This window comes from Exiguobacterium sp. SH0S1 (assembly GCF_004337165.1).
GTDB classification, from domain to species: Bacteria; Bacillota; Bacilli; order Exiguobacteriales; family Exiguobacteriaceae; genus Exiguobacterium; species Exiguobacterium aurantiacum_A.
In genome coordinates this window covers 39188-62087 of sequence record NZ_SJVC01000004.1, presented here as the reverse complement: position 1 = coordinate 62087, position 22900 = coordinate 39188, and the positions used below count along the sequence as shown (strand labels likewise).

General features: G+C 52.7%; 22 protein-coding genes. 9 read left to right on the top strand and 13 right to left on the bottom strand.

Annotation, left to right across the window (positions count from 1 at the left end; translation table 11 throughout):
• Positions 1-529 precede the first annotated feature (529 nt).
• The 5 genes from EVJ20_RS10925 (at position 530) to map (ending at position 5425) form a co-directional block, all read left to right on the top strand.
• Entirely contained in the window at positions 530-1381 is an 852-nt protein-coding gene (locus tag EVJ20_RS10925; protein WP_070328918.1) for a CvfB family protein, read from the top strand.
• 162 nt (positions 1382-1543) lie between these two features.
• The gene (locus EVJ20_RS10920) at positions 1544-3073 is read left to right on the top strand and encodes a DEAD/DEAH box helicase (protein WP_070328919.1); all 1530 of its coding nucleotides are present in this window, start codon (positions 1544-1546) and stop codon (positions 3071-3073) included.
• 102 nt (positions 3074-3175) lie between these two features.
• A complete protein-coding gene (locus EVJ20_RS10915; protein ID WP_035385950.1) occupies positions 3176-3427 on the top strand; it encodes a hypothetical protein in 252 nt (83 codons plus the stop codon).
• A gap of 37 nt (positions 3428-3464) precedes the next feature.
• Entirely contained in the window at positions 3465-4658 is a 1194-nt protein-coding gene (locus EVJ20_RS10910; RefSeq protein ID WP_236636384.1) for an EAL-associated domain-containing protein, read from the top strand.
• A gap of 11 nt (positions 4659-4669) precedes the next feature.
• Positions 4670-5425, top strand: a complete 756-nt coding sequence (map, locus tag EVJ20_RS10905) for a type I methionyl aminopeptidase (protein ID WP_131456863.1) — start codon at positions 4670-4672, stop codon at positions 5423-5425.
• A gap of 41 nt (positions 5426-5466) precedes the next feature.
• Here the strand turns inward: map and menC are convergent, their stop codons facing one another.
• The 6 genes from menC to EVJ20_RS10875 are packed head-to-tail and all read right to left on the bottom strand — an operon-like array spanning position 5467 to position 12567.
• Positions 5467-6534, bottom strand: coding sequence for an o-succinylbenzoate synthase (gene menC, locus EVJ20_RS10900; protein ID WP_131465677.1), 1068 nt, complete (start codon positions 6532-6534; stop codon positions 5467-5469).
• A complete protein-coding gene (gene menE / locus EVJ20_RS10895) occupies positions 6518-7888 on the bottom strand; it encodes an o-succinylbenzoate--CoA ligase (RefSeq protein ID WP_131508195.1) in 1371 nt (456 codons plus the stop codon). The genes menC and menE overlap by 17 nt, the downstream gene beginning before the upstream one ends.
• A 49-nt stretch (positions 7889-7937) precedes the next feature.
• The gene (menB, locus tag EVJ20_RS10890; protein WP_070328925.1) at positions 7938-8762 is read right to left on the bottom strand and encodes a 1,4-dihydroxy-2-naphthoyl-CoA synthase; all 825 of its coding nucleotides are present in this window, start codon (positions 8760-8762) and stop codon (positions 7938-7940) included.
• The gene (locus tag EVJ20_RS10885) at positions 8763-9539 is read right to left on the bottom strand and encodes an alpha/beta fold hydrolase (protein ID WP_236636378.1); all 777 of its coding nucleotides are present in this window, start codon (positions 9537-9539) and stop codon (positions 8763-8765) included.
• A complete protein-coding gene (menD, locus tag EVJ20_RS10880; RefSeq protein ID WP_131508193.1) occupies positions 9536-11185 on the bottom strand; it encodes a 2-succinyl-5-enolpyruvyl-6-hydroxy-3-cyclohexene-1-carboxylic-acid synthase in 1650 nt (549 codons plus the stop codon). The genes EVJ20_RS10885 and menD overlap by 4 nt, the downstream gene beginning before the upstream one ends.
• On the bottom strand, positions 11182-12567 hold the full coding sequence (locus EVJ20_RS10875; RefSeq protein ID WP_131441103.1) for an isochorismate synthase: 1386 nt from the start codon (positions 12565-12567) through the stop codon (positions 11182-11184). The genes menD and EVJ20_RS10875 overlap by 4 nt, the downstream gene beginning before the upstream one ends.
• A gap of 167 nt (positions 12568-12734) precedes the next feature.
• Here EVJ20_RS10875 and EVJ20_RS10870 point away from each other — a divergent pair, with 167 nt between their 5' ends.
• The gene (locus tag EVJ20_RS10870) at positions 12735-13634 is read left to right on the top strand and encodes a 1,4-dihydroxy-2-naphthoate polyprenyltransferase (RefSeq protein ID WP_131441102.1); all 900 of its coding nucleotides are present in this window, start codon (positions 12735-12737) and stop codon (positions 13632-13634) included.
• A 20-nt stretch (positions 13635-13654) separates the two neighbouring features.
• On the top strand, positions 13655-14206 hold the full coding sequence (locus tag EVJ20_RS10865; protein ID WP_070328930.1) for a beta-class carbonic anhydrase: 552 nt from the start codon (positions 13655-13657) through the stop codon (positions 14204-14206).
• Between the two features lie 46 nt (positions 14207-14252).
• Here the strand turns inward: EVJ20_RS10865 and EVJ20_RS10860 are convergent, their stop codons facing one another.
• The 4 genes from EVJ20_RS10860 to EVJ20_RS10845 form a co-directional block, all read right to left on the bottom strand.
• The gene (locus EVJ20_RS10860; RefSeq protein ID WP_131465668.1) at positions 14253-15200 is read right to left on the bottom strand and encodes a YihY/virulence factor BrkB family protein; all 948 of its coding nucleotides are present in this window, start codon (positions 15198-15200) and stop codon (positions 14253-14255) included.
• Between the two features lie 69 nt (positions 15201-15269).
• Complete coding sequence (locus tag EVJ20_RS10855; protein ID WP_167615739.1) at positions 15270-15707, bottom strand: NUDIX hydrolase; 438 nt, start codon at positions 15705-15707, stop codon at positions 15270-15272.
• 65 nt (positions 15708-15772) lie between these two features.
• On the bottom strand, positions 15773-16699 hold the full coding sequence (locus tag EVJ20_RS10850; RefSeq protein ID WP_070328933.1) for a carbohydrate kinase family protein: 927 nt from the start codon (positions 16697-16699) through the stop codon (positions 15773-15775).
• Between the two features lie 118 nt (positions 16700-16817).
• Entirely contained in the window at positions 16818-18728 is a 1911-nt protein-coding gene (locus EVJ20_RS10845; protein ID WP_131508191.1) for a heavy metal translocating P-type ATPase, read from the bottom strand.
• 199 nt (positions 18729-18927) lie between these two features.
• Between EVJ20_RS10845 and EVJ20_RS10840 the strand changes: the two genes are divergently transcribed.
• Positions 18928-19872 carry a DMT family transporter gene (locus tag EVJ20_RS10840; protein ID WP_131465662.1) on the top strand — a complete coding sequence of 315 codons (945 nt, stop codon included), beginning with the start codon at positions 18928-18930 and terminating at the stop codon, positions 19870-19872.
• 134 nt (positions 19873-20006) lie between these two features.
• Positions 20007-20309, top strand: a complete 303-nt coding sequence (locus EVJ20_RS10835) for a hypothetical protein (RefSeq protein WP_016510464.1) — start codon at positions 20007-20009, stop codon at positions 20307-20309.
• A gap of 41 nt (positions 20310-20350) precedes the next feature.
• Here the strand turns inward: EVJ20_RS10835 and EVJ20_RS10830 are convergent, their stop codons facing one another.
• Genes EVJ20_RS10830 through yfkAB form a run of 3 tightly spaced genes read right to left on the bottom strand, consistent with a single transcriptional unit; the run spans position 20351 to position 22886 of the window.
• Complete coding sequence (locus EVJ20_RS10830; RefSeq protein WP_016510467.1) at positions 20351-21493, bottom strand: MFS transporter; 1143 nt, start codon at positions 21491-21493, stop codon at positions 20351-20353.
• Positions 21494-21531: 38 nt separating this feature from the next.
• Entirely contained in the window at positions 21532-21729 is a 198-nt protein-coding gene (locus EVJ20_RS10825; protein WP_070328936.1) for a hypothetical protein, read from the bottom strand.
• A gap of 50 nt (positions 21730-21779) precedes the next feature.
• Entirely contained in the window at positions 21780-22886 is a 1107-nt protein-coding gene (gene yfkAB, locus EVJ20_RS10820) for a radical SAM/CxCxxxxC motif protein YfkAB (protein ID WP_131508189.1), read from the bottom strand.
• Between the last annotated feature and the right edge of the window lie 14 nt (positions 22887-22900).

The following is a 22900-nucleotide window of genomic DNA, read 5'->3' as shown; positions in this document are numbered from 1 at the left end:
CCGAACGTATTTCTCGTTCGACAAGTGAGCAAAAAATTCCTTTTTTTGTCGAACAAAACAAAAAAACGCCTTCTGACGAGCGAGAGGGCGCTTACTCTTGAACCATCGTGACGGAAGACGACACGTTCGTATCGACACCGTTTGAGAATATGAAACTCAGCGAAGCGAGAAGAGCGAAGAATGCAATCAAAAGGCCCTTCATGAAGCGTTTCGCAAATGAGCGAGATTGAACATCAAACATTTTATTTCCCCCGTTCGGACATTGCTGAAACCTGTTTTATAAACAACACTCCTTTAATAATAACGTTTTCAAAAAGTGGATACTAGATGGAAAAACATTGTTCACAAAATTGTCACAAAATTCCGTCTGATACTCGGTCGATTTAGAGATTTGACGGTTGGGTGGTTCATTGCTGCGTTCACAAATTAGACACAATTGACCTGAAGCAGGAAAAGGAACGTGATATGATTAAGAACGTGTGTAGGTAGGTATACTGACAGTAATAAGATGAAAAAGGATGTGTATAGAATGGTATTACGTGCAGGAGATGTAGTCGATCTAGTTGCGGAACGTTCAGCCGATTTTGGCGTATTTATTGGGAACGGCCGTGAAGAGGTATTGCTTCATCGGAAAGAACAAACAGAAGAAGTCACAGTCGGTCAAACGGTGCGTGTCTTCCTTTATCACGACTCGGAAGGCCGTCTCGCTTCGACGATGACGATTCCGAACGTATCGTTTGAAGAATATGAATGGTTCGAGGTGACAGGCGTTCGCTACAATACGGGTGTGTTCGTCAACATCGGCATTCAAAAGGATGTGCTCGTCTCGCTCGACGACCTTCCTGAAAACCGGACATATTGGCCGAAAGAAGGCGATAAGCTATGCGTCCGTCTCAAATACGATCAAAAAGGCCGTCTTCTCGGAGAACCGGCTCATTATGCGTATTTGAACTTGCTTGCCCGTCCTGCGAAAGAAGAGTGGGGCAATCAAGACGTTCAAGCGATCGTCGTCAACAAACGTGACGTCGGTGTCAACGTCTGGGTCGAGAATGAATCACTCGGTTTCTTACATGAAGCAGAGATGACGCGGTGGCCGCGTCTCGGCGAACAGTTAGCAGTACGTGTGACGCAAGTGAAGCAAGACGGTACCGTTCTTGTATCGATGAAACCGCGAGCGTATGAAGCGATCGACCCGGATGCGGAAAGCATTCGTTCTTACATCGAAGAACGCGGTGGTGAAATGCCTTACGGCGACAAGACAGCCCCAGACGTGATCGACCGTGAGTTTGGCATGAGCAAGGCGGCCTTCAAACGGGCGCTCGGGAAGCTCTTGAAAGAAAAGCAAGTTGAAAAACTCGACAACGGGTATAAATTGAAATAAGATTACTCATGTCCAGGTGGCTAAAAAAAGTTTTAGAATGTATTTCTTTCATTTTAGAAACAAATGCGGTATAGTAATAAGAGTTGACTACGAGGAAACATTTAAAGAACGTCTGCAGAACTAACCTCAGACGTTTTTTGCATGAACAAAGGAGAATATAATTTGACAAAATTTCAAGATTTACAGTTAAGTGAAGCATTAGTAAAAGGTGTACTCAAAATGGGCTTCGAGGAAGCGACACCGATCCAAGCTGAAACAATCCCAATCGCACTTACAGGAGCGGATGTATTAGGCCAAGCACAAACAGGTACAGGGAAAACAGCAGCTTTCGGTATTCCGACAATTGAGCGAATCGACACAAAGGCGCGTCAAGTCCAAGCACTTGTTCTTGCACCGACACGTGAACTTGCGATTCAAGTTGCAGAAGAATTGAACAAAATCGGGGAAACGAAGCGTGTATACGCACTTCCTGTATACGGTGGTCAGCAAATCGACCGCCAAATCCGCGGCTTGAAAAAGAACCCGCAAATCGTCGTTGCGACACCTGGACGTCTCATGGACCACATGAAACGCAAGACGATCAAACTCGACGAGATCCAAACAGTGATCTTGGATGAGGCGGATGAAATGCTCAACATGGGCTTCGTTGAAGATATCGAGATGATTTTGAAAGGCCTTCCGGCTGAACGTCAAACGCTTCTCTTCTCAGCGACAATGCCACCACAAATCAAGAAGATCGCTGAGCGCTTCATGAAGTCGCCAACGATCATCAAAGTAAAATCGAAGGAAATGACAGTTGAAAACATCAACCAACAGTTCCTCGAATTGCGCGAAGGTCAAAAATTCGATACGCTTTGCCGTTTGATCGACATCGACTCACCAGAACTCAGCATCATCTTCGCTCGTACGAAGAAACGTGTTGACGAAGTTACAGAAGCACTCATCAAACGTGGTTACACGGCTGATGGCCTTCACGGTGACTTGACGCAATCAAAACGTGACCAAGTCATCCGTCGTTTCAAAAACGGCACGATCGACATCTTGGTCGCAACAGATGTAGCGGCGCGTGGACTTGATATCACAGGTGTCACACACGTATACAACTTTGACGTCCCACAAGATCCGGAAAGCTACGTGCACCGTATCGGACGTACAGGCCGTGCTGGTAAAACAGGTACTGCCCTTACGTTCATCACGCCACGTGAATTCGGTCAAGTGAAGTCAATCGAACGTGTGACGAACAAGAAAATGAACCGTCGTCACGTACCGACGATCGCAGAAGTACTTGAAGGAAACCAAAAGCAATCAGCTGAAGATTTGATCGAACGCGTTCAAGCGGGCGACTTCAAAGCTTACACGCAACTTGCGACTGAGCTCCTTGAAGAGTACGAAGCAGTCGAGCTTCTCGCAGCAGCACTTCGTGGTTTGACGAAAGAGCCAGATTCAACACCTGTTGAAATCTCTTACGCAGAACCAGTCCGTGTGAAACGTCAAGGTGGACGCAACGACCGCGGTGGATACCGTGGCGGCGCACGCAGTGGTGGCGGAGACCGTCGCACTGGCGGCGGAGACCGTGGCGGACGCTCAGGCGAACGTAGCGGTGGCGGTGGATACCGTGGAAAACGCACTGGTGGGACTGACGATCGTCGTCGCTCATCAGAAGACCGTGGCCCACGTCGTCCGCGTGACTAATCGATAAAACGAAAACCGCATTTCCTTAAGTGGATTTGCGGTTTTTTTATTTATCTCATGCTACACTGAACGAGTAGAGATTGAAGGATGAGGTGTCAACGGATGGTAGAACTAGGTTTAGGTCTCGTCATATTATTGGCGTGCATCCTAGCATTGAAGCCGATTGTTATGCGGACAGTACGTCCGAATTTCCGATATATTCCGGTCGCCACACTTTTGTTTGGCGCGATGATTTGGTTGGTCATGGCCATCGGCGTCGGCGGGAAGATGGGAATCGGATACGGTGTGATGAGTATCGTGTATTTTATTGCTTGTTTCGGTGCCTATATGTATGTGCATACACGAGCGAGCTGAAACCGGCTCGCTTTCTTGTTTCGAAAATGAGGATGAGGTGATCCAATTGGATGCAGTGGATGTGATGATGAATCCAAATGAAGTCGAAGTGACGTATGAACCGATTTTCGGGGCGGCCACGTTTCAAGTGGAAGGCTACATGGTACACGGCCATTTCAGGGGCGAGTCGCTCACCCCGTTCTTTTATGATGACGACGTACCGGTCGAGTATCAACTCGACATCGCCAAGCGGATGGAACGGTTGGCCGCCGAAGCGTTACGTGACGAAAAGCAGTTCGTCACGTTCCGCTGCCGGTCGGAATGGATCCTTGAAGAAGGGGGCGAAGCATTTTTAGCACCGTTACGGGAATTGAACTTCCCGCTCCACCGGATATTTGTGACACTTCAAGGGACCGAGCTCGTCGATGTGTCTCGTCTGTCCCGTGTCGTCCAATATTATCGATCTTCTGGTGTGAGAGTCGCGCTCGACTTCGCGGAGTCGACGAGTATCGAGGACATCATGACGATTGCACCGGAGTTGTTGCTTGTCGATTTAGCAACGATGGTCGAGAAGAAGACGTTGTCGGTGACTTACCCCCAAATGCTCCAGACGATGGAATACATCGCTTCGAAACTCGGGGCCCCGCTGCTTTATAAGTCAATCGATCATCTCGGTCAGTTGCGTTACGCCTGGCAGCACGGTGGGAGTTACTACATGGGCGGCTTGTTAGGTCGTCAAGAGGATTCCCCGCCGCGTGAAGCAAAAGGAATGAGTGTGCTCACGCAAGAAGTTCCAGCGTTCTTCCTGCACGACCAAGAGCGATTGAAGCGGTTGTATGAGCTAGAATTCGAACTTCACGGAAAAGTCGCGGAGCTCGTCCAAACCGGGAAATGGTCACGGGATAAGAAGGATGAATGGCTGCTCCATATCGTCCCTAAATTAGAAGGGATGCTCGTCCGCTACTACTTGACCGATCAAACGGGCTTCCAGACGAGTGCGAACGTCTACCAAGAGCAACACGTTTGGAAAGTCGATAACACATACCGAGGCTATAACTGGAGTTTTCGACCGTACTTTATCCGGACGATGGCCGCGATGAGTGTTCGCGGGCGGGGCTATTTGTCGGAAGACTATCGCGACTTCAGCTCCAACGAAGTGACACGTACGTTCAGCTACCCGTTACCGGACGGCATGTTTTTGTTCGCCGATTTATCAGAAGAGTACTTATACCAAAACCGATTATTAGATTGAGAGGGATTATGATGTTTGATTACGATTATGATGCGTTGCGTGAGATTGGGAGAATCGTCGCCCGGGCAAGGGATGAGATGGCACGGGCCGTCACGCCAGGGATGACGACGAAAGAGCTCGATGCGATCGGGCAACGTATTCTTGAAGAAGAAGGAGCGGCCTCGGCGCCGATTACGATGTATGAGTTTCCGGGCTATACGTGTATCTCCATCAATGAAGTGGCTGCCCACGGAATTCCAGGTAAAGAAGTCATTAAAGACGGGGACATCGTCAATGTCGATGTGTCTGCCGTGAAAGATGGCTATTATGCAGACACGGGACGAACGGTGATCGCCGGCACACCGAAATCGCCAGAGCATGTCCGCTTAGTCGAGGTCTCGCTCACGTCGCTCGAAGCAGGTCTCAGCAAAGTGAAGGCCGGTACGAAAGTGAACCAGATCGGAAAAGCGATTTACGCGGATGTCCGCAAAAACGGCTTCACCGTCATTCGAAACTTGGCAGGTCATGGACTCGGCCGCACGCTCCACGGCGAACCGGAGACGATCTCGAACTACTATAGCCGGGAAGAGAATGACATCTTGAAAGTCGGTCAAGTCATTGCGGTCGAGACGTTCGTCTCGACGAAAGACGAGATCGTCTACCAGTCAGAAGAGGATGGCTGGGCGTTATTCACACCGAACGACAGCCCCGTCTCGCAGTTTGAGCACACGGTCATCGTGACCGAGGACGGCTATGAAGTGTTGACTGGCACGTTCCGAGAAGAATGACGCAATCAAACAAGGATACAGACCGCGGTCTGTATCCTTGTTTACGTTAACTGGATGATTTGTTCGCTTAACTGATGAATCTTTTTCCAATCCGGAGTGACGACGTCAGGGATCGAGAGCTGACCGTTTTCGACGTCGAGCGGCGTATCGAGCAAGTCAGTCTCAAAATAGGCGCTCGTTCCGGCCATGTCGGCCGGATAGGCGGCACCCGTCAACGAGGCGAATAAGAGCGTATGATAACGGCCGATCGATGATTCGTACATACCACCGACCCAATAAGGGGTACCGCTGTCACGGATCGCGAGCGCCTCGGTCAATCCCCCGACGCGGGCAGGTTTAATGTTGACGATGCGTCCGGCCCGAAGCCGATTCATCGTCTCGACGTCTTGCCGTGAGGTGATGGACTCGTCAAGACAAATGGGCGTCTTGAGTTTTGTTTGCAGGTCGGCCGAGTCGACCCAGCAGTCGCTCGGATAAGGCTGCTCGATCATCAAGAGGCGATGGGCATCGAGTTGTTCGAACCAGTCGAGCGGCTGCTCGTGCGCACTGCCGTTCAAGTCGATCATGAGCGGAGCGTCCGGGAAAAAAGTCCGCACTTCCGCGAGCGCCGTCAATAGCTCATGAGGCGAAGCTTTCAACTTGATCCGTTCGAACCCGGAATCGAGCGCCTGTTCGATCGCGTTCAACGTTTCGGTGAGCAAGCCGATCCCAATCGTCCGCCCGCAAGCGACGTGATGTCCGGCTTGCAAAAGTTGTTTTAGCGTCACGCCAGCACGGGCGGCCTCGATTTCCCAGAGTGCACTCTCCCACATCGCTTTTGCCATCGGGTGCCCGATAATCGAACGGACATGGTCTGGAAATGTGGTCGCGCTGACCGTCTGCCCGTTCAACAATCGATAGATCAGTTCAGACGTGTCGACGGTCGAGCGGACCGTCTCCGACGTGTACCACGGCGTCTCAAAGGCGACACCTTCCCCGTATCCGACTGCTCCGTCGGTCGTTTCGAGACGGAGGATGACCGTCCGTCGCGTCGTCAAGACGGAATGGGCTGTCACAAGCGGGTGTTTGAACGTGAGCGGGACGATGTAAAGGTCAGCTCGTTGAATCATAATCGGTCTCCTTTAAGCGGTATCGCATCAATTTTCCGTTGGCGTTTCGTGGGAGCTGAGTGACCGCGATCAATGCCTTCGGGTGCTTATACTTAGCGAGGTGATCGTTTAAAATTTGCGTAAGTTCGTGAGGGTCGTACGTCCCGACGATATAGGCGATCGGGACGGCGCCCCATGTCGGGTCAGGCTTCCCGGTGACACCTGCGTCCTCGATACCGGGGCATCGCAACAGGACGCTCTCGATCTCCGCGGGATAGATGTTTTCTCCGCCCGAGATGATCAAGTCGCTCCGGCGATCCAAAACATATAAATAGCCGTCTTGGATCGTTCCGAGGTCGCCGGTTCGCCAGTACCTGTCCTCGGTCCAAGCGTTCGCTTCCGATTCGTTATAATAGCCGGGCGTGACGGTCGGGCCATTGACTTCGATCTCACCATCGCGACTGATACGGATGTGGGTCGGTGCGATCGCTTGACCGCTTGAACCGATATGGTCCAGTGCTTCGGACGGCAACAACGTCGCGACTTGAGAGCAAGTTTCCGTCATCCCGTACGTCTGCGCGATCGGCAAGTGGCGGCGGTCTGCTTCTTCGAGCAACGGCCGTGGCACCGGTCCGCCTCCGACGAGAATGACGCGGAGATGGTGACTTGTCAATCCTGAGTCGAGCAGTCGCCCGAGCATGATGGCGACGAGGGAAAGATGGGTGATCCGTTCGGACGCGATCAATTGGATCGTACGCAAGACGTCGAACTTCGGTTCAACGTATAATGCTGAGCCGAACAAGGCACAGCGGTACACTTGAGCGAGTCCGCTCATGTGGAACAGCGGTGTGACGACGAGCATGCGGTCGGTCGGCTCGTATCCGAGATGTTTTTTTGCGGCCTCGGCGCTCGCGCGATGATTTCCGTACGTCTGTTGCACCGCTTTGGCGTGTCCGGTCGTGCCGGACGTAAACATGAGCGACATCACCTCGTCACGCCCCCAGCGATGATGTCGGCGCAATGGCTCTTGATCGCGTACGCTCACGTCGATTTGAGGGACGTTGAGGTCGATTTCCTGATCGACGAGTAAGATGTCGATGTGGGCCTTGTCGAGTTGCATTGCGAGTTCGCTTGTGGTCAGTCGTGTATTCAACGGGACGAGTACTTTTCCGAGCAAATGGACGGCGTGGACTGCGACGACATAGTCTTTACTATTTGACGCATACAGTCCGATGTGACGAGCGTCCGGAACGGTCCGGCCTAAAAAGTGTGCCAAGCGCGAGCTCTCATCGATCAATTCGCCCCACGTCAGACGTTCCGTTGCGGTGACGAGGGCGATCGTGTCGACAGGATGTTGCTTCAAATCATAATCCATCACAATTACCTCCAAAAAAAGAGTAGCGAATTCGCTACTCTCTTACGATTTACGGGAAACGCGGGAATTGACCGAAGTCAGGGTCACGTTTTTCTTTGAAGGCGTCACGGCCTTCTTTTGCTTCATCTGTCGTGTAGTAAAGGAGCGTCGCATCACCGGCGAGCTGTTGGATCCCGGCCAAGCCGTCCGTATCAGCGTTCATCGCAGCTTTCAAGAAGCGGAGTGCTGTCGGCGAGTGTTGCAAGATCTCTTGGCACCATTGGACCGTCTCGGCTTCAAGCTGTTCGAGCGGGACGACCGTGTTGATGAGCCCCATGTCGAGCGCTTGTTGTGCGTCGTATTGACGGCACAAGTACCAAATCTCACGAGCCTTCTTATGTCCGACGATGCGGGCCAAGTAGCCTGAACCGTAACCGGCGTCGAACGATCCGACTTTCGGTCCAGTTTGACCGAAACGAGCGTTGTCGGCCGCAATCGTCAAGTCACAGACGAGGTGCAAGACGTGTCCGCCACCGATGGCGTATCCAGCGACCATGGCGATGACCGGTTTCGGGATGACTCGGATCAAGCGCTGAAGATCAAGGACGTTCAAGCGCGGGATATCATCGTCACCGACGTAGCCGCCGTGACCGCGAACTTTTTGGTCGCCACCTGAGCAGAAGGCTTGATCGCCTTCACCTGTCAAGATGATGACGCCGACTTCTTTATCGTCACGGGCGCGCGCGAACGCGTCAATCAATTCGTTGACCGTGAGCGGACGGAACGCGTTCCGAACTTCCGGGCGGTTGATCGTGATTTTTGCGATCCCGTTCCACTTCTCATATTTAATGTCTTCATACGTACGGACCGATGTCCAGTTTGCTACTGATTCCATTTAAATTCCCCCTAAAATCAATTTCTCTATCATTGTACCAAATTGTTGGGTGTTCTCGATATGGGGAGCGTGGCCCGCACCCGAAATTTCGTGTATCCGAATGTCTGGACGACGTTCACGCATATCGCGAGCAATCGTTTGAAACTTCACATCGTGCGCACCGACGATCAAATCGGTTCGAGGCAGGCGGTCAAGATGCGTCCATAGCGACGGCATACTGCCGGTCCCGATGGCGCGCAAACTGTTCGCGAGCGCTGACGGGTCTTGAGCGAGCCGCTCATGTCGAAGCGAGGCCCGCATCTCGTCCGTTTGACGCCAAAGCGGGAGCATCTCCCATGCGGCGACGAACGCTTCGATTCCGTCCGTCTCGATTCGTCGCGCGAGCCGTTCATCGGCGTCGCGTCGCGCTCGTCGTTCTGAAGCGGTGAGACCGGGCGTCGTACTAATCCCGATGAAGTGGTCCACGCGCTCGTCACAGGCTGCGAGTGTCATCCCGATGCGGCCGCCGAGCGAATAGCCGATGACCGTCCACGGCCTTTCGTCCGTGTCGAGCAGCGTCGACAAATCCTTCACTTGTTGGCTCATCTTCGCGCGGGCGACCGAGCAACTGCCGGTCTGTCCATGTTGAAGCAGGGATGGGGCGACGAGGCGCACCGGCAAGTCAGGGAAATACGAGAGCCATCCGGCGTTGCTCGTGAAGCCGTGCAACAAGAGGACCGGTCTTCCGGACCCGTGCTCGAGCACTTCATACGACACGTCACGGACAGTATGTCTCACGTCCCGTTCTCCAACGTGAGACGCGTGCAAATCGATTCCGTCCAGTTCCGGTGGGATAAGACGTTGTCGGCACGGTCGGACGGGAACTCGATCAATTGTATCCCGGCCTCGATCGCTGCTGTCACGTCTTCTGGACGTTCGAGCAGTTGATAGCTAAGCCCGTATGTGTCGGCGAAGCCACGGATGTTCAAGTCGAGCGGTGTACCGAACAAGTCTTCGAACATCTGTGGCTCGATTGATGCTTGCGGTAAGAAGGAGAAGATGCCGCCGCCGTTGTTGTTGGCGACGATGATCGAGAACGAGCCAGGATGCGTTTTTAGTAACTGCAGGGCGTTGCTGTCGTGATAGAACGCCAAGTCACCGATCAGTAACGCGGCTCGTTCTGTGTCGTAGCAAGCACCGAGCGCGCTCGAGATGATTCCGTCGATTCCGTTCGCGCCTCGGTTGGCGAAGACGGATACGGCTTGTCCGGCGCCGAGCGTCGTGTCGACGTCACGGATCGGCATGCTGTTGCTGACGAACAAGCGGTCGATCTGAGCGTTCAAGACGTGACGCGTCAAGGCGCTCTCACCGCTCAGACTTGGTTTGGCCGATTCGGCGACTTGTTCGAATAAGGAAAAACGAGCGCGGTAGACGTCGTCAAACGGGACGTCGATGACCTCCAAATAATCATTCGCGTCGCCGTAGACGACAGTCGCACGACTCGATGGGTCGCGAAACGAGCCAGGCTGTTCAATCAAGATTTGGTGGGTCTGTTTGAGCCATTCATTCAACCGTTTCGATACAGGAGCAGCACCGAAGCGAACGACCGCATTCGGCGTCCATTCTGGGCTATGCTCACTTGCGAGCCACGTGTCATAATTCGTCAAAACGCCGTCAAAGCAACGCATGCCACTGAGCGGATCGGCGAACACCGGAATTCGGTGAGTGTTTGCTACGTTGTAGATGGTTTCGAGCCAAGACGTCGGCGTGCCAGGTCCGACGACGAAAGCGAGCCGTTCGACGGCCGTCTCTTGTTTGAAGCGAGCCAAGTCGTCGGTGACGGGACGAATGTACGAGGTCTCGCTCCGTCTCGAAGCGGCGGTCAATTGTGACTTCAGACGTTCGATATCGGGCAGTAACGGTTCTCGGAACGGAATGTTAATATGGACCGGTCCGAGCGGGGCCTGCGCACTCAAGCGTACGAGACGTCCGACGGCTTGTTCCATATAGCGCAGACTCTCTGGCTCGGGCACCGGTAGATCGAGGCTCGTCTTCACATGTTCACCGTAGAGACGGACTTGATCGATTGCTTGCGGGGCCCCGACGTTACGCAACTCATGCGGCCGATCTGTCGTCAAGACGACGAGCGGGAGCTGGGAAATCGTTGCCTCGGCGATAGCTGAAAAATAGTTGGTAGCGGCTGTGCCGCTCGTACAAATTAATGCGACCGGCCGAACGTCTTCGCCAGCGCGGGTTAGTCCGAGCGCGAAGAAAGCGGCTGAACGCTCATCGACGACGACGTGATGGCGTATATTCGGGTGCAAATACGCGGCCATCGCCAGCGGTGTAGAACGCGAACCGGGACTGATGACGACGTCATAAATCCCAGTTTCGACGAGTCGATTCATCATATGGGATACCCAATTCGTTAACATATCGTTCATTCGTGATTGCCTCCTGAAATGACTTGGTCTAACCCGAGCGCTTGCTTGATCGGGCTCAATTTGACTTCTGTCTCGGCTAGCTCTGATTCGAGTTCAGACTCTTGGACGATTCCACAGCCTGCGTATAATGCCACGAACTGATGCTGGACGAGGGCCGAACGGATGGAGACGACAAATTCACCTTCTCCGTCGGTGTTCAACCAGCCGAACGGTGAGCCGTACCAGCCGCGATCGAACCGTTCGATGTCGCGCAGCAAGCGGACGGCCGTCCGCTTCGGAGAACCGCCGAGTGCGGGTGTCGGGTGCAACGACTCAATGATGGAGAGGAGAGACGCGTTCGTGTCCAAAGTCGCTTTGATCGGTGTGTGTAAATGAAATACCGAGCGGTTCTCTAAAATCGTCGGGGACGGTGCGACATGAATGGTCGCTGCATAAGGCGTGAGAGCGTTTTGAATGTCTTTGACGACGATTTGGTGCTCCTCTAAATTTTTACGGTCATGCAACAACTGCTGTTTCGCCGTCTCGGTTTCCGCGTCCGTATCCGGGCGTTTGATCGTGCCGGCGATGGCCGCGGTCTCGATATGCGGTCCTTGTTTACGGACGAGCCGCTCCGGTGTGGCCCCGAAAAATCCGATTTCCCGTTTCGGTTGATATAAGAACACGTAACTACCTTCTTGATGTTCAGACAAGTGCCGTAGCGTCTTCGCGAACGGGAACGCTTCATCTGACGTCTGGTAAATCTCTTCCCGGGCGATGACGAGTTTCTCGACTTTTTCTTCGGCGATATATCCTTTCGCCTGTTGAAAACTTGATTTAAAGTGATCGACGCCGTCTTTTACTTTCGAATACGTCGGTGTCGACTCATCGGGCGCGTGCAGGGCGTTGAACTGGGCCAATTGGTCGGCTAGTTGAATTAAATATTGTTCAACGGTCTGGTTTGAAGAAACAAGGGTCGACACCGTCAACGTGTGCTTGTCACCGGAACGACGGTATAAAAATTTAGGGACGACTAAAGCCGCCTCGCCGAATGAGTCCCACATGTTTTTTTGAGGTCGGACGAACGTATCGAACGAAAATCCTGAGAACGCATAGATGACGGCATCGACATCTCGGCGATGCAGGCTCCAGTCGTATTGCAGACGTTGGAACCGTTCGGGTCCGGACGCCGTCAAGACGAGCGCGTCGGCACAACCGAGCATTTCAAGTGAGCGATCGGGTGTCGAAAAATAATAGTGTGATGTTTCTGTATTTTGAATGATATGAAACGCGTCGAACGAAGGGATCTCCCACGTGTATGAGGCAAGGACAGGTCGTTGCCATGCGCGTGCGCGTTTATGCGCTTGTTCGATTCGTTGTTTAATGTGTGTTTGAGTATCTGGCATATAAGAAAAGCCTCCTCAATCCGATAGAATATTCATCTTTTAGTGTATCATGACTTAACGGCTGTACTGCCCGTCAAATGCTCGAGAAACATGACTTCAGACGATTGAGGGGCGGGCATTGACAGATTTTTTTGTGGAGACGTAAACTAACGAAGGGAGGGAAGTAGATGAAGAAGAGAGAGAAAGGTGCTTATTGGCGCATGATTCGTCCGCACACACTGACGGCGAGCTTTATTCCGGTGCTGTTAGGAACGTTTATCGTCGTCGGTCAAACCGATTTGAAATGGGGTCTGTTCTTGGCGATGCTCATCGCCTCGGTCTTGATTCAAATCGCGACGAATTTATTTAATGAATACTATGACTACAAACGCGGGCTCGACCACGAGGGCTCGATTGGAATTGGCGGCTCGATCGTGCGAGACGGGTTCACGCCGGGTCAAGTGCTCGGCATCGCGCTCGGGATGTATGGCGTCGCGGGAGTTCTCGGTCTATACATTGCCGCTTCGACGAGCTGGCATTTGCTTTGGATCGGAGCGTTGTCGATGGTGGTCGGCTATCTGTATACGGGTGGCCCGCTTCCGATCGCGTATACGCCGTTCGGTGAACTCGTCGCCGGATTGTTCATGGGCTACGTCATCATCGGGATTTCAGGGTATATCCAAATCGGCACGGTGACGACTGAGTTGTTGCTCGTGTCGTTCCCGATGGCGCTCTTGATCGGGGCGATTTTACTGGCCAACAATATTCGAGACTTGGATAACGACAAGGTGAACGGACGACGCACGATCGCGTGTCTCGTCGGACATCGCCGGGCCGTGCTCGTTTTGGCCGGATTCTTTATCGTAGCGCTGATTGGTATCCTCGTCGCCGTATTCGTTTACGGGGTCACGCCTTGGGTATTGCTTTCGTTAATGACCGTTCCGATCATGATTCGTGCGGTGAAGCGGTTCTGGGTGAAACGTGAGCCGGCCGACCTGATGCCGGCGATGGCGATGACGGCGAAGGTCAACACGTTATTCGGGGCCTGGATGGTCATCGGATTAATCGTCGCACGCGTTATCGCATAAACATAGAGGAGGGGAACGATATGTCAGTCGTCAAAGACATGCTTGCGTTCAATGAACGGTTCGTGACAGAGAAGCAGTATGAGCAGTACGTGTCAGATAAATTTCCTGATAAGAAAATTGTCATTTTAACTTGTATGGACACACGGTTGACGTCGTTATTGCCACATGCGCTCGGTTTGAAGAACGGCGACGCGAAAATCATCAAAAACGCGGGCGCGGTATTGTCGCATCCGTTCGGATCGGTCATGCGTTCGATTCTCGTCGCCTTATACGCTCTCGGTGCGGAAGAGGTGATCGTTGTTGGACATTACGATTGCGGCATGGCCGCTATCGACCCGAACGCGGTCATCGGCGAGATGGAGCGGCGCGGAATTGATCCGCAGACGTTACAGACGCTCAAAGCCTCAGGCATGAACTTGGAGAAGTGGTTGCATGGCTTTGACTCGGTCGAGGCGAACGTCGTCAACTCGGTCAGTCTGATCAAAAACCATCCGCTCCTGCCGCCGGGTACGGACGTCCACGGATTTGTCATCGATCCAGGAACGGGGCGACTCGATGTCGTAGAGGCATAATCATCCATGCAAAAAGGCGAACTCTCTCAACGGAGTTCGCCTTTTGTCATCCGTACGTGTTGACCGGAATATCTTTGTAGTCATCTTCGTCCGAGTCTTTCGACTTGGATTTTTTGTTTTTCTTATAGTTTTTCTCATACTCCTGCTCGCTCGGGGTTTTGAAGAAGCGTTGCCACGTGGCGTTGATCTCAGAGCCGATCAAGATGATCATGCCGGTCAACTGCAGCCAAAGCAACGTGACGATGATGCCTCCGAGTGATCCGTACGTCGAATCGTAGTTACCGAAGTTCGAGACGTATAGGCTAAAACCGAGTGAGACGAGCTGCCAAGCGATGACGCCAAAGATGGCGCCGGGGACGGTGCTTTTCCAAAATACGTGTTGTTGCGGTGCGATCTTATAAAAGATCGACAGCGTCAAGATTAAGATGACCGTCGTCAGCACGTAACGGAACACGTTGATCAAGACGACTTCGGCACCGGAAATCGGGAGGTAGTCTGAAATGAATCCGATGATCTGTGAGCCGAACACGTTCGAGATGATGAGCAGCAAGACGCCGACGCCGAGGAGGAACGTCAAGCCGAGGGCGATGCCTTTACTGACGAAGAAGTTGCGTTCGTTGTCCTCACCGTACGCGTGGATTGCCATATTGATCAATCGTTCGACTCCTTTAGAGGCCGACCAAATCGCTAAAATCGCACCAATCGAGAGCAATCCGCCTCGTGGCTCGCCGATTGCCTCAAAGATCCCTGATAAAAACTCGGTCGCCGCCGAACCTGGTGCCAGGTTATTTAATTGTTCTTGAAACGACGCTTGCGTGATGTCGAAGAACGAGAGCAACGCTAAAATAAAAATGATTCCCGGAAAAATGGATAAGAACCAAAAAAAAGCGAGCGTTGCCCCGTAATCTTGAACGTCATGCTCTTTAAAACGACGAAACAACTCTTTCCCGAAGGAAAGCCAATTCTTTTTTTCTTTCACTTCTGTAGTGTCCATGCGCATATCCTCCTGAACGTTATCGTTAGAAACTATCTTTCCCGATTTGTCAGCAGGTTACACATTGATTCAGTCTTCGGCTAACGTTTTGTCAAAGAATCGTTCTGGATTGGTGGTGAGCAGCTCGGCTAAAGAAGGGGGTCTGACCGGCAGGCGGCTCAATGCGCTCCGCTTCACCCAAATCGGTGTGTACGAGCCGTTCGTCTGTTCAGCTTGGAACTCTTCGCCCGTACCGGTGCCGAATTCGCCACTTGTGACGCGGGCCCAAAAATAAGGATTCAATTCACCGTTGAAGGCGACGTAGGCGGCGACTCCTTCAAGCTCGACGTGGACACCGAGTTCTTCATAAGCTTCACGGACAGCAGTTTCTTCAGCCGTATGGCCAAATTCGACACCGCCGCCAGGGAAGACGTAATAGAGTGCGTTTTCTTTTTCGCGTCGAATGAGCGCGACCTCGTCGTGTTCGTTCGTGAGGATGATGGCGCTGCGTAATTTTGTTCTGACCAATGGGATCGTTCCTTTCGGTAGCTTATAGTGAACAAAACGCATCGACTCACCGTCGATGCGCTTTGTTAATCTGTCGTCTTTTGTTCTAACGATTCGTACATATCAGAAGTCAAACCGTTCTCATGAGAACCGATAACTTTTGCGGCGACACGCATGCCGAGGCGAAGCGCGTCTTCGATCGAATGATGTTTCATCAATTCGGAGATGACGGCCGAGAAGAAAGAATCACCGGCGCCTGTTGAATCAGCGACTTTGACTTTCGTCGTCGGGACGTGTCCTTGCTCGTTCGTCCGGAGATCGACGTAGACGGCACCGAGCTCGCTCATCGTGACGATTGTGAGCGGCGCACCTTTCATCGCGAGCACTTCGGCGACGCGCAATGCGTCATCGACGGTGACGATTGACATATCAGACAGGATTTCGGCTTCTTCACGGCTACAGATGAAGCCGGTGAAGCCTTGAAGCAAGTGGCGATTTCGTTCGATGACGGACAAATGACCGCACACCCCGTAAAGCGGAAGCTTCATCTCGCGACAAAGTTCGATCGTCTCATTCAAGACGTTGACCGACAAATCGAGGTCGATGGCGACGGCTTCGCTTTCGGCGAACACCGTATCGATTCGGCGGAGGATACATTGTTCCATCATCGCTTCATCTGGTTGTTTCGAGATCGAGGTCTGGAGATCGCCGTTATTGTCCATGACGGCGAGCCACATGCCCATACCGTTATCTTCAAGCAGGTCGACATGGTCGACGTTGACGTTTAAGTCGCGAAGCTCTTGAAGGACACCCATCCCGATTTGGTCGTTTGTGACGGTTGACACGAACCGGACGTCGTTACCGAGGACACCTAGGTTTTGCGCGACGTTACGGCCGGTTCCGCCGTTCGAGAACGCGATGTCCCCGACGTTTTTCGCATCTTTATGAAGCGGGGCGAACGATGTTCCTTTAATATCGACAAACACTTTGCCGATCACTGCAATCGTATTCATATGCTGTACCACCTTTAGCCAATCATCTATCTGTTATCGGTCTGTTAGACACATTGTTTCCATTATAGCGAAATCGTCATTCGCTTTCAATGACGGTTTCAAACGCTGTCGAAATTTGTCAGTCCCATGAAGAACTGAGCAAACGCAGTCCGTTCAAAATGACGAGAATCGTTGACCCTTCATGACCGACGACGGCGAACGGCATGACGAGCAACTCGAAGATGTTCGTCGCGATCAAAACGAGGATGACGCCGAGGGCGAACACGACGTTCTGCAAGACGATCCGGTTCAATTTACGAGATTGCTCGATCGCTGAACTCAAGCGGACGAGGTCGTTTTTCATGAGGACGACGTCAGCCGTCTCGAGTGCGGCGTCGGTTCCTTCGCCCATGGCGATCCCGACATCTGCTGTCGCGAGGGCTGGGGCGTCGTTGATGCCGTCGCCAATCATCCCGATCGTGCCGTACTCTTGTTTTAACAGCTTGATTTGTTCGACTTTCTCTTCCGGGAGGCATTCGGCGATGTAGCGGGTCAAGCCCGCCTCCGTCGCGATGGCGCGTGCGGTCGCTTCATTGTCGCCTGTGATCATGATCGTCGCGATTCCGAGATGGTTCAAGCGCTCAATCGCTTGTTTGGCTTCCGGGCGTAACGTGTCACGCAGTGCGAATGCACCGATCGTCTGCTTATCGTCACTGACGAAGACGAGTGTGTGTCCGGCGGCTTTTAACCGCTCGACATCTTCGCGGTAGAAGTCACCGCTCCGGTCGGCGAACTTTTGTTTACCGACCCGGTAGGAAGTGCCGTCAATCGTCGCCTCGATGCCTGAACCGGTGATGTCTTTAAAGTGGTCCATGTCTCCCGTATGTTTGCCCGTGAACTTGACGAGCGCCTCGGCGAGCGGGTGCATCGAATGTTCTTCGATCAAACTGACGACGCGATAAACGTCTTCTGCTGCCATGTCAGGATGAACCAACGCCGTTTGGACGACCGGCTTACCGATTGTGAGTGTTCCGGTTTTATCGAATGCGATCGCTTTGAGGCGTCCCATGTTCTCGATGTGGACACCGCCTTTGAACAAAATCCCGTGTTTAGCGGACGAGGCGATGGCGGCAAGCGCGGCCGGTGTGATCGCCGCGACGAGGGCGCACGGTGAGGCGACGACGAGCAGGATCATCCCGCGGTATATGCTCGTTTCGAGCGACCACGAAGTGAGAACGGGACCGAGCAAGATGATGGCCGTGACCGAGATGAGCACGATCTGGACGTATCGTCCCTCATAGCGGTCGATGAACTGGGCCGACGGTGATTTTTCTTCTTGGGCTTGCTGCACCATCTGAATGATTTTTTGGAACAACGTCTCGGTGGCGAGTTTCGTCACGGATAACGTGAGCACCCCGTTCAAGTTAACACTTGAACCGAACACTTCGTCGCCGACGGTCCGATCGACCGGAATCGATTCCCCGGTGATGGCTGCTTCTTCGACGGAGGCGGTCCCGCTCAAAATGCGTCCGTCGACCGGGATGCGTTCACCCGGCCGGACGTAAATCCGGTCGCCGACTTTTAAGTCATCGATGTGGACGACTTCGAGACCGCCGGCTGCATCGAAACGGGTCGCTTGTTCCGGTTGGAGTTCCATTAACGATTCGAGCGCACGCTCGTTTTTGTTCAGCGTGTAAGTCTCGAGCGCGCCGGATAAGGCGAAGATGAAGATGAGGATCGCGCCCTCCATCCAATAGCCGATCGAGGCGGCGCCGATCGCCGCGATGATCATGAGTAGCTCGACGTTCAATGAACGGGTTTCCCACGTATCGGTCAGTCCTTCTTTGGCTTTGGCATAACCGCCGATCAAGAAGGCGCTCAAGTAGAGCGTGACGTATATCCAAGGGGTTCCGCCTTGTCTTTCTGTGAAATATGCGAGTACAATCAATACACCGCTGATGAGCGCCATGATGAGCTCGATATGTTCGAACCAGTTTGCCCGTTTGAAGACGTGGCTTTTTTCTTGTGCAGTAGTTGCGTGTACGTTCATAGTAGGCACCTCTTTCTAATTGAGAATATATATCAGTTAAATGATAATGACTGAGGATGATTATCATTATCTTTTGTTGTTTTAAAGGGTTTTACATCCGTTTTCTTCATGTCTCTTATTTATAATGATTATCATGTGAGTCTATTTTATCATCATTCATAACAACTCACAAACTAAAAGATTAAGGAGATTTCGTGTCATGCAAAATATTTTTCAACGCTCTTGGAGCGTCACGCTGTTGGCGTTGTTCAACACGTTTTTATGGGGCAGTGCTTTCCCGTTCATTAAATTAAGTTATGAGGCGTTAGACATCGGAGCAGGCGAGTACGGCCAACAACTGTTCTTTGCCGGCGAACGGTTTTTACTGGCCGGTATTCTGTTGCTCGTGATCAGCCGGCTCGTCTTCAAGCGGCCGATCCGATTGAATGCGGAAAAATTGAAGGCATATGCACACTTAGGGGCGTTCTTGACGTTTTTGCAATATCTGTTCTTCTATATCGGATTGTCCATCTCGACCGGGGTGCAAGGGTCGATCATCGCCGGCTCGACATCGTTCTTTCAAATGGCACTCGCACATTTCCGCTATGAAGATGATCGGTTGAACCGGTTGAAAGGCATCGCGCTCACTCTCGGCTTCTCAGGGATCGTCATCGCGAACTGGCCGACAGCAAGCTCGGAAATTGGTTTTGGAATCGGTGAAATTCTTCTCATCTTGGCGATGGTGTCTGGCGCGTTCGGAAACTTGGTCGCGAAAGATTACTCGCGACATCATGACGTCGCCCCGATGACCGCTTGGGCGATGGTGATCGGTTCGCTCGGCCTGTTGATCGTCGGATTTATCCTTGACCCAGGAGGCGTGTTCTTGCCTTACACGGTGAAGACGCTATTGTTCCTGTTATACCTCGCATTGTTATCAGCGATTGGTTTCACGTTGTGGAACACGCTCATGAAGCACAACCCGGTGAGCCGGGTGTCGCTCTATATGTTCTTTGTTCCCTTGTTCGGCGTCCTGTTATCGAGTTTACTGCTCGGTGAGACGATTCCTTGGAACGCGCTCGTCGGGTTACTATTCGTCATCGCCGGCATCTACTTGTCAACGTATTTTCAAGGTCGTCGTCGGCCGGGCGGCTCTGCCGCGAAATGAGTTCGAGGTACAGTTGACGGAAGTTTATTCTCATGGCAAAATATATTAAAAATTCTGATAATTTTTCAGTTATGAATCGGTCTTCGTTGTAAAGACTTGCGTACGACAAGTTAACAGAAGGGAGGGTTTGTGCCATGACGAGAAATTTGATTGTCCGAAACATCCTCGTGTCGCGCCAACCGCGAGACGAGTATGTCAAGTACGTGATGAAGTGCGTGAGTCGCGGATTGAAAGAACATCACGACCAAGTCGATGTGCGCGCCGTCAGGCAAGGCGACGACATCCAGACGAAGTGGCAAATCAATGACCGCGTCATCGAGGTGACGCTCAAGTCCGACGTATTGGCATCGCTCGATACGGAGCCGTTCGCTCTCGATGAGGTGTTCATCCGGGCGTTCGAACGAAATGATGTGAGAGTCGGGCCACCAAACGAATGACAAATGAAAAGGATGAATCTCCGAGGAGACTCATCCTTTACTTATGCTTCGATCGGTTTGGCTTTTGACGTGAACAGGCTGATCGACAGGATGCCGAGTATTAAGGCGTACATGAGGAAATATACTTCTTTAGGCAACGCGACCCAAAAGGCACCGATCATCGGACCGCTGATCGACCCGACACTGAACGAGATGCTGTACAGCATGTTGCCGGTCGGTAAGAGTGAGCGGGGCAACACTTCCGTCATATGGGCGAGGCCGAGCGAATAAGTAGAACCGAGTCCGGCACCGGCCAAGGCGAACAAAACGAGCAACCACAAATAGTTGTCGACGGCGAGGTTCGCGAGGGCGAACAAGAGCGTACCGAGCGTCAAGACGATTTGCAGGACGCGTTTCTTCCCGAAGTGATCGGCGAGCCGTCCGAGCGGCAACTGGACGATGATGGACGCGACGATGAACGTCGTGATGAGCGTGCTCGTCTGCGCGAGCCCGATGTCGTTACGGACGGTGAAGATCGGCAAGTTCGCATTCAGGCTCGCTTCAAGAAAGCCGTATGTGAACGCCGGAAGCAGCGTGTACCCGGCACCGATCAAGACGAGGCGGATGCGTCCGGTCGAATCCGTCTTCACTTTCTCCGCTTCGGGGTACTCGTTGTCGACCTTGAAGATAAGGAAGAGTGATCCGAGACAGAAGAAGATCAAGACGAGGAACGGGAGCCAAAAGTGAATATCGACGAGCGGGGCGATCAACGGACCGACTGCAAACCCGAGACTGAACGACATCCCGTAATACGCCATCGCCCGGCCGAGACTCCGTTTCTCGCTCACCGACGTGACCCACACTTGCGAGCCGTAGTGAAGCGCTGAGTCCCCGAATCCGATGACGAAGCGCATGACGGCCCACATGAGCAGTGACGGCCAAAGCGGTAAAAAGAACGTGGCGAGCGCCGTCAACACGATGCCGAGGACGATTGTCGGGCGGAATCCGTATTTGCGGACGAACCGTTCGAGTAGCGGTGCCGAGACGATGATGCCCAAATAGAGCATCGTCGCGTTCAGTCCGTTCAGCCAGGCCGGGTTGCCGTCACGTTCGATTAATGTGGATAGTAAAGGGATGAGCGCCCCTTGAATCAAGCCCGAAATAAAAACGACGAGCAATAAAATCGAAAAACGAAACCGTTCCATAGGTCACCTCACATACAAAAATAAAAAGCTGAGAGGACTCAGCTTTTTGGTTCATCAATCGGTTGAGGAGTATGATTTATTTGTAACAACTCATCGTCCCAACTGCCTTGACTGAACACTTCATCATGGTCTACTTTGTCCGAAACGAATGCGGCTGTCAATAAGATGCTGAGCACGCCTCCGAAAATGATGATTCCCATGACGGTAACGATGAACACATAGATCGCTGTCATCATCGAACACCTCGATTCGTTTTATATACTAAATATTTCCCGAATCGAAATAATTAAAACGAGTGGGCGACACGTTGTCTAAAGTCGACTGTCGGATAGTACGCTTGTTTGACGAGTGCGTTCGGTCCGAGGCATTTGACGGCGAGACAATGGCACGACAGTGTGGCGTTCAACGCGCTGTTCGTCCATTGATCGTACGCGTCTTGGAACGACGTATCGTACAACGTGCCGAGTGTGCCGAGTTCGTCGCCGAAGTCGGTGACGATGATCTGACCGTCAAAAATGTTTGTGTTCAACCGGGAGCGTCCGTCCGGGTCGTTGCGGACCGTCACGTTTTTCGCGGTCGAGAGTCGCCGCAGTAAGGCGCGGTCGGCTTCTGAGTCCGAGCAGGCGTAAAACGGCAACGTTCCAAACAGCATCCAGACGTTCTCGTCCCGAATGTCGAGTACGTTATGGATAGCTTGACGGATCTCGTCGAGAGAGGCCGACTCGAGCGCGCTAGCGAAGTCTGCGGGGTACATTGGGTGCAATTCGTGGCGTTGACAACCGAGCGAGACGATTTCCTCGTGAATCTCTTTTAAATGGGGGATCGTCCGCTTGTTGATCATCGTCTCGGCCGATACGATGACCCCTTCGGCCGTGAGGGCTCGGGCATTGTCCTTCATCGTCTGAAGCATCTTGAGCCGAGCGGATTCGCTCGGCTTGCGGTCCATCATCGCGAAACCGCCCTCTAAGAAATCGGCGTCCGTTCCCCAATTATGAGAAATGTGCAAAACGTCGAGGTAAGGGGTAATAAGATGATAGCGAGATAACGGCAACGTCAAGTTCGAGTTGATCTGTGTGCGGGCACCGCGCTCCTTAGCGTAGCGTAGAAGCGGGACGACATAGTTTCGAACTGACTTCATCGACAGCATCGGCTCACCGCCCGTGATCGAGAAGGCGCGCAAGTGCTCGATCTCGTCGAGGCGCGAAATCAACAGTTCGAGCGGGACCTCGGGTTCTTCCGTTTGATCAAGCATATAGCCGACCGCGCAATGCTCGCAGCGCATATTGCATAGTTTCGTCGTCGTCACTTCGACGTTCGAGAGAACGAGTCGACCGAACTCGGTTTGATCGAGATACGCTTCCCACGGATCGAACGTCGTCGAGATGTTTTGCATGTGGATTCCACCTT

Coding starts and splice junctions, on each gene's coding strand:
- EVJ20_RS10870 (WP_131441102.1), top strand. CDS start 12,735: ATGAAGAAGAGAGAGAAAGGTGCTTATTGGCGCATGATTCGTCCGCAC.
- EVJ20_RS10875 (WP_131441103.1), bottom strand. CDS start 12,567: ATGCCAGATACTCAAACACACATTAAACAACGAATCGAACAAGCGCAT.
- EVJ20_RS10845 (WP_131508191.1), bottom strand. CDS start 18,728: ATGAACGTACACGCAACTACTGCACAAGAAAAAAGCCACGTCTTCAAA.
- menB (WP_070328925.1), bottom strand. CDS start 8,762: ATGGAATCAGTAGCAAACTGGACATCGGTCCGTACGTATGAAGACATT.
- yfkAB (WP_131508189.1), bottom strand. CDS start 22,886: ATGCAAAACATCTCGACGACGTTCGATCCGTGGGAAGCGTATCTCGAT.
- menC (WP_131465677.1), bottom strand. CDS start 6,534: ATGATTCAACGAGCTGACCTTTACATCGTCCCGCTCACGTTCAAACAC.
- menD (WP_131508193.1), bottom strand. CDS start 11,185: ATGAACGATATGTTAACGAATTGGGTATCCCATATGATGAATCGACTC.
- EVJ20_RS10850 (WP_070328933.1), bottom strand. CDS start 16,699: ATGAATACGATTGCAGTGATCGGCAAAGTGTTTGTCGATATTAAAGGA.
- EVJ20_RS10865 (WP_070328930.1), top strand. CDS start 13,655: ATGTCAGTCGTCAAAGACATGCTTGCGTTCAATGAACGGTTCGTGACA.
- EVJ20_RS10915 (WP_035385950.1), top strand. CDS start 3,176: ATGGTAGAACTAGGTTTAGGTCTCGTCATATTATTGGCGTGCATCCTA.
- EVJ20_RS10925 (WP_070328918.1), top strand. CDS start 530: ATGGTATTACGTGCAGGAGATGTAGTCGATCTAGTTGCGGAACGTTCA.
- EVJ20_RS10830 (WP_016510467.1), bottom strand. CDS start 21,493: ATGGAACGGTTTCGTTTTTCGATTTTATTGCTCGTCGTTTTTATTTCG.
- EVJ20_RS10860 (WP_131465668.1), bottom strand. CDS start 15,200: ATGGACACTACAGAAGTGAAAGAAAAAAAGAATTGGCTTTCCTTCGGG.
- EVJ20_RS10840 (WP_131465662.1), top strand. CDS start 18,928: ATGCAAAATATTTTTCAACGCTCTTGGAGCGTCACGCTGTTGGCGTTG.
- EVJ20_RS10835 (WP_016510464.1), top strand. CDS start 20,007: ATGACGAGAAATTTGATTGTCCGAAACATCCTCGTGTCGCGCCAACCG.
- menE (WP_131508195.1), bottom strand. CDS start 7,888: ATGGATTATGATTTGAAGCAACATCCTGTCGACACGATCGCCCTCGTC.
- map (WP_131456863.1), top strand. CDS start 4,670: ATGTTTGATTACGATTATGATGCGTTGCGTGAGATTGGGAGAATCGTC.
- EVJ20_RS10825 (WP_070328936.1), bottom strand. CDS start 21,729: ATGATGACAGCGATCTATGTGTTCATCGTTACCGTCATGGGAATCATC.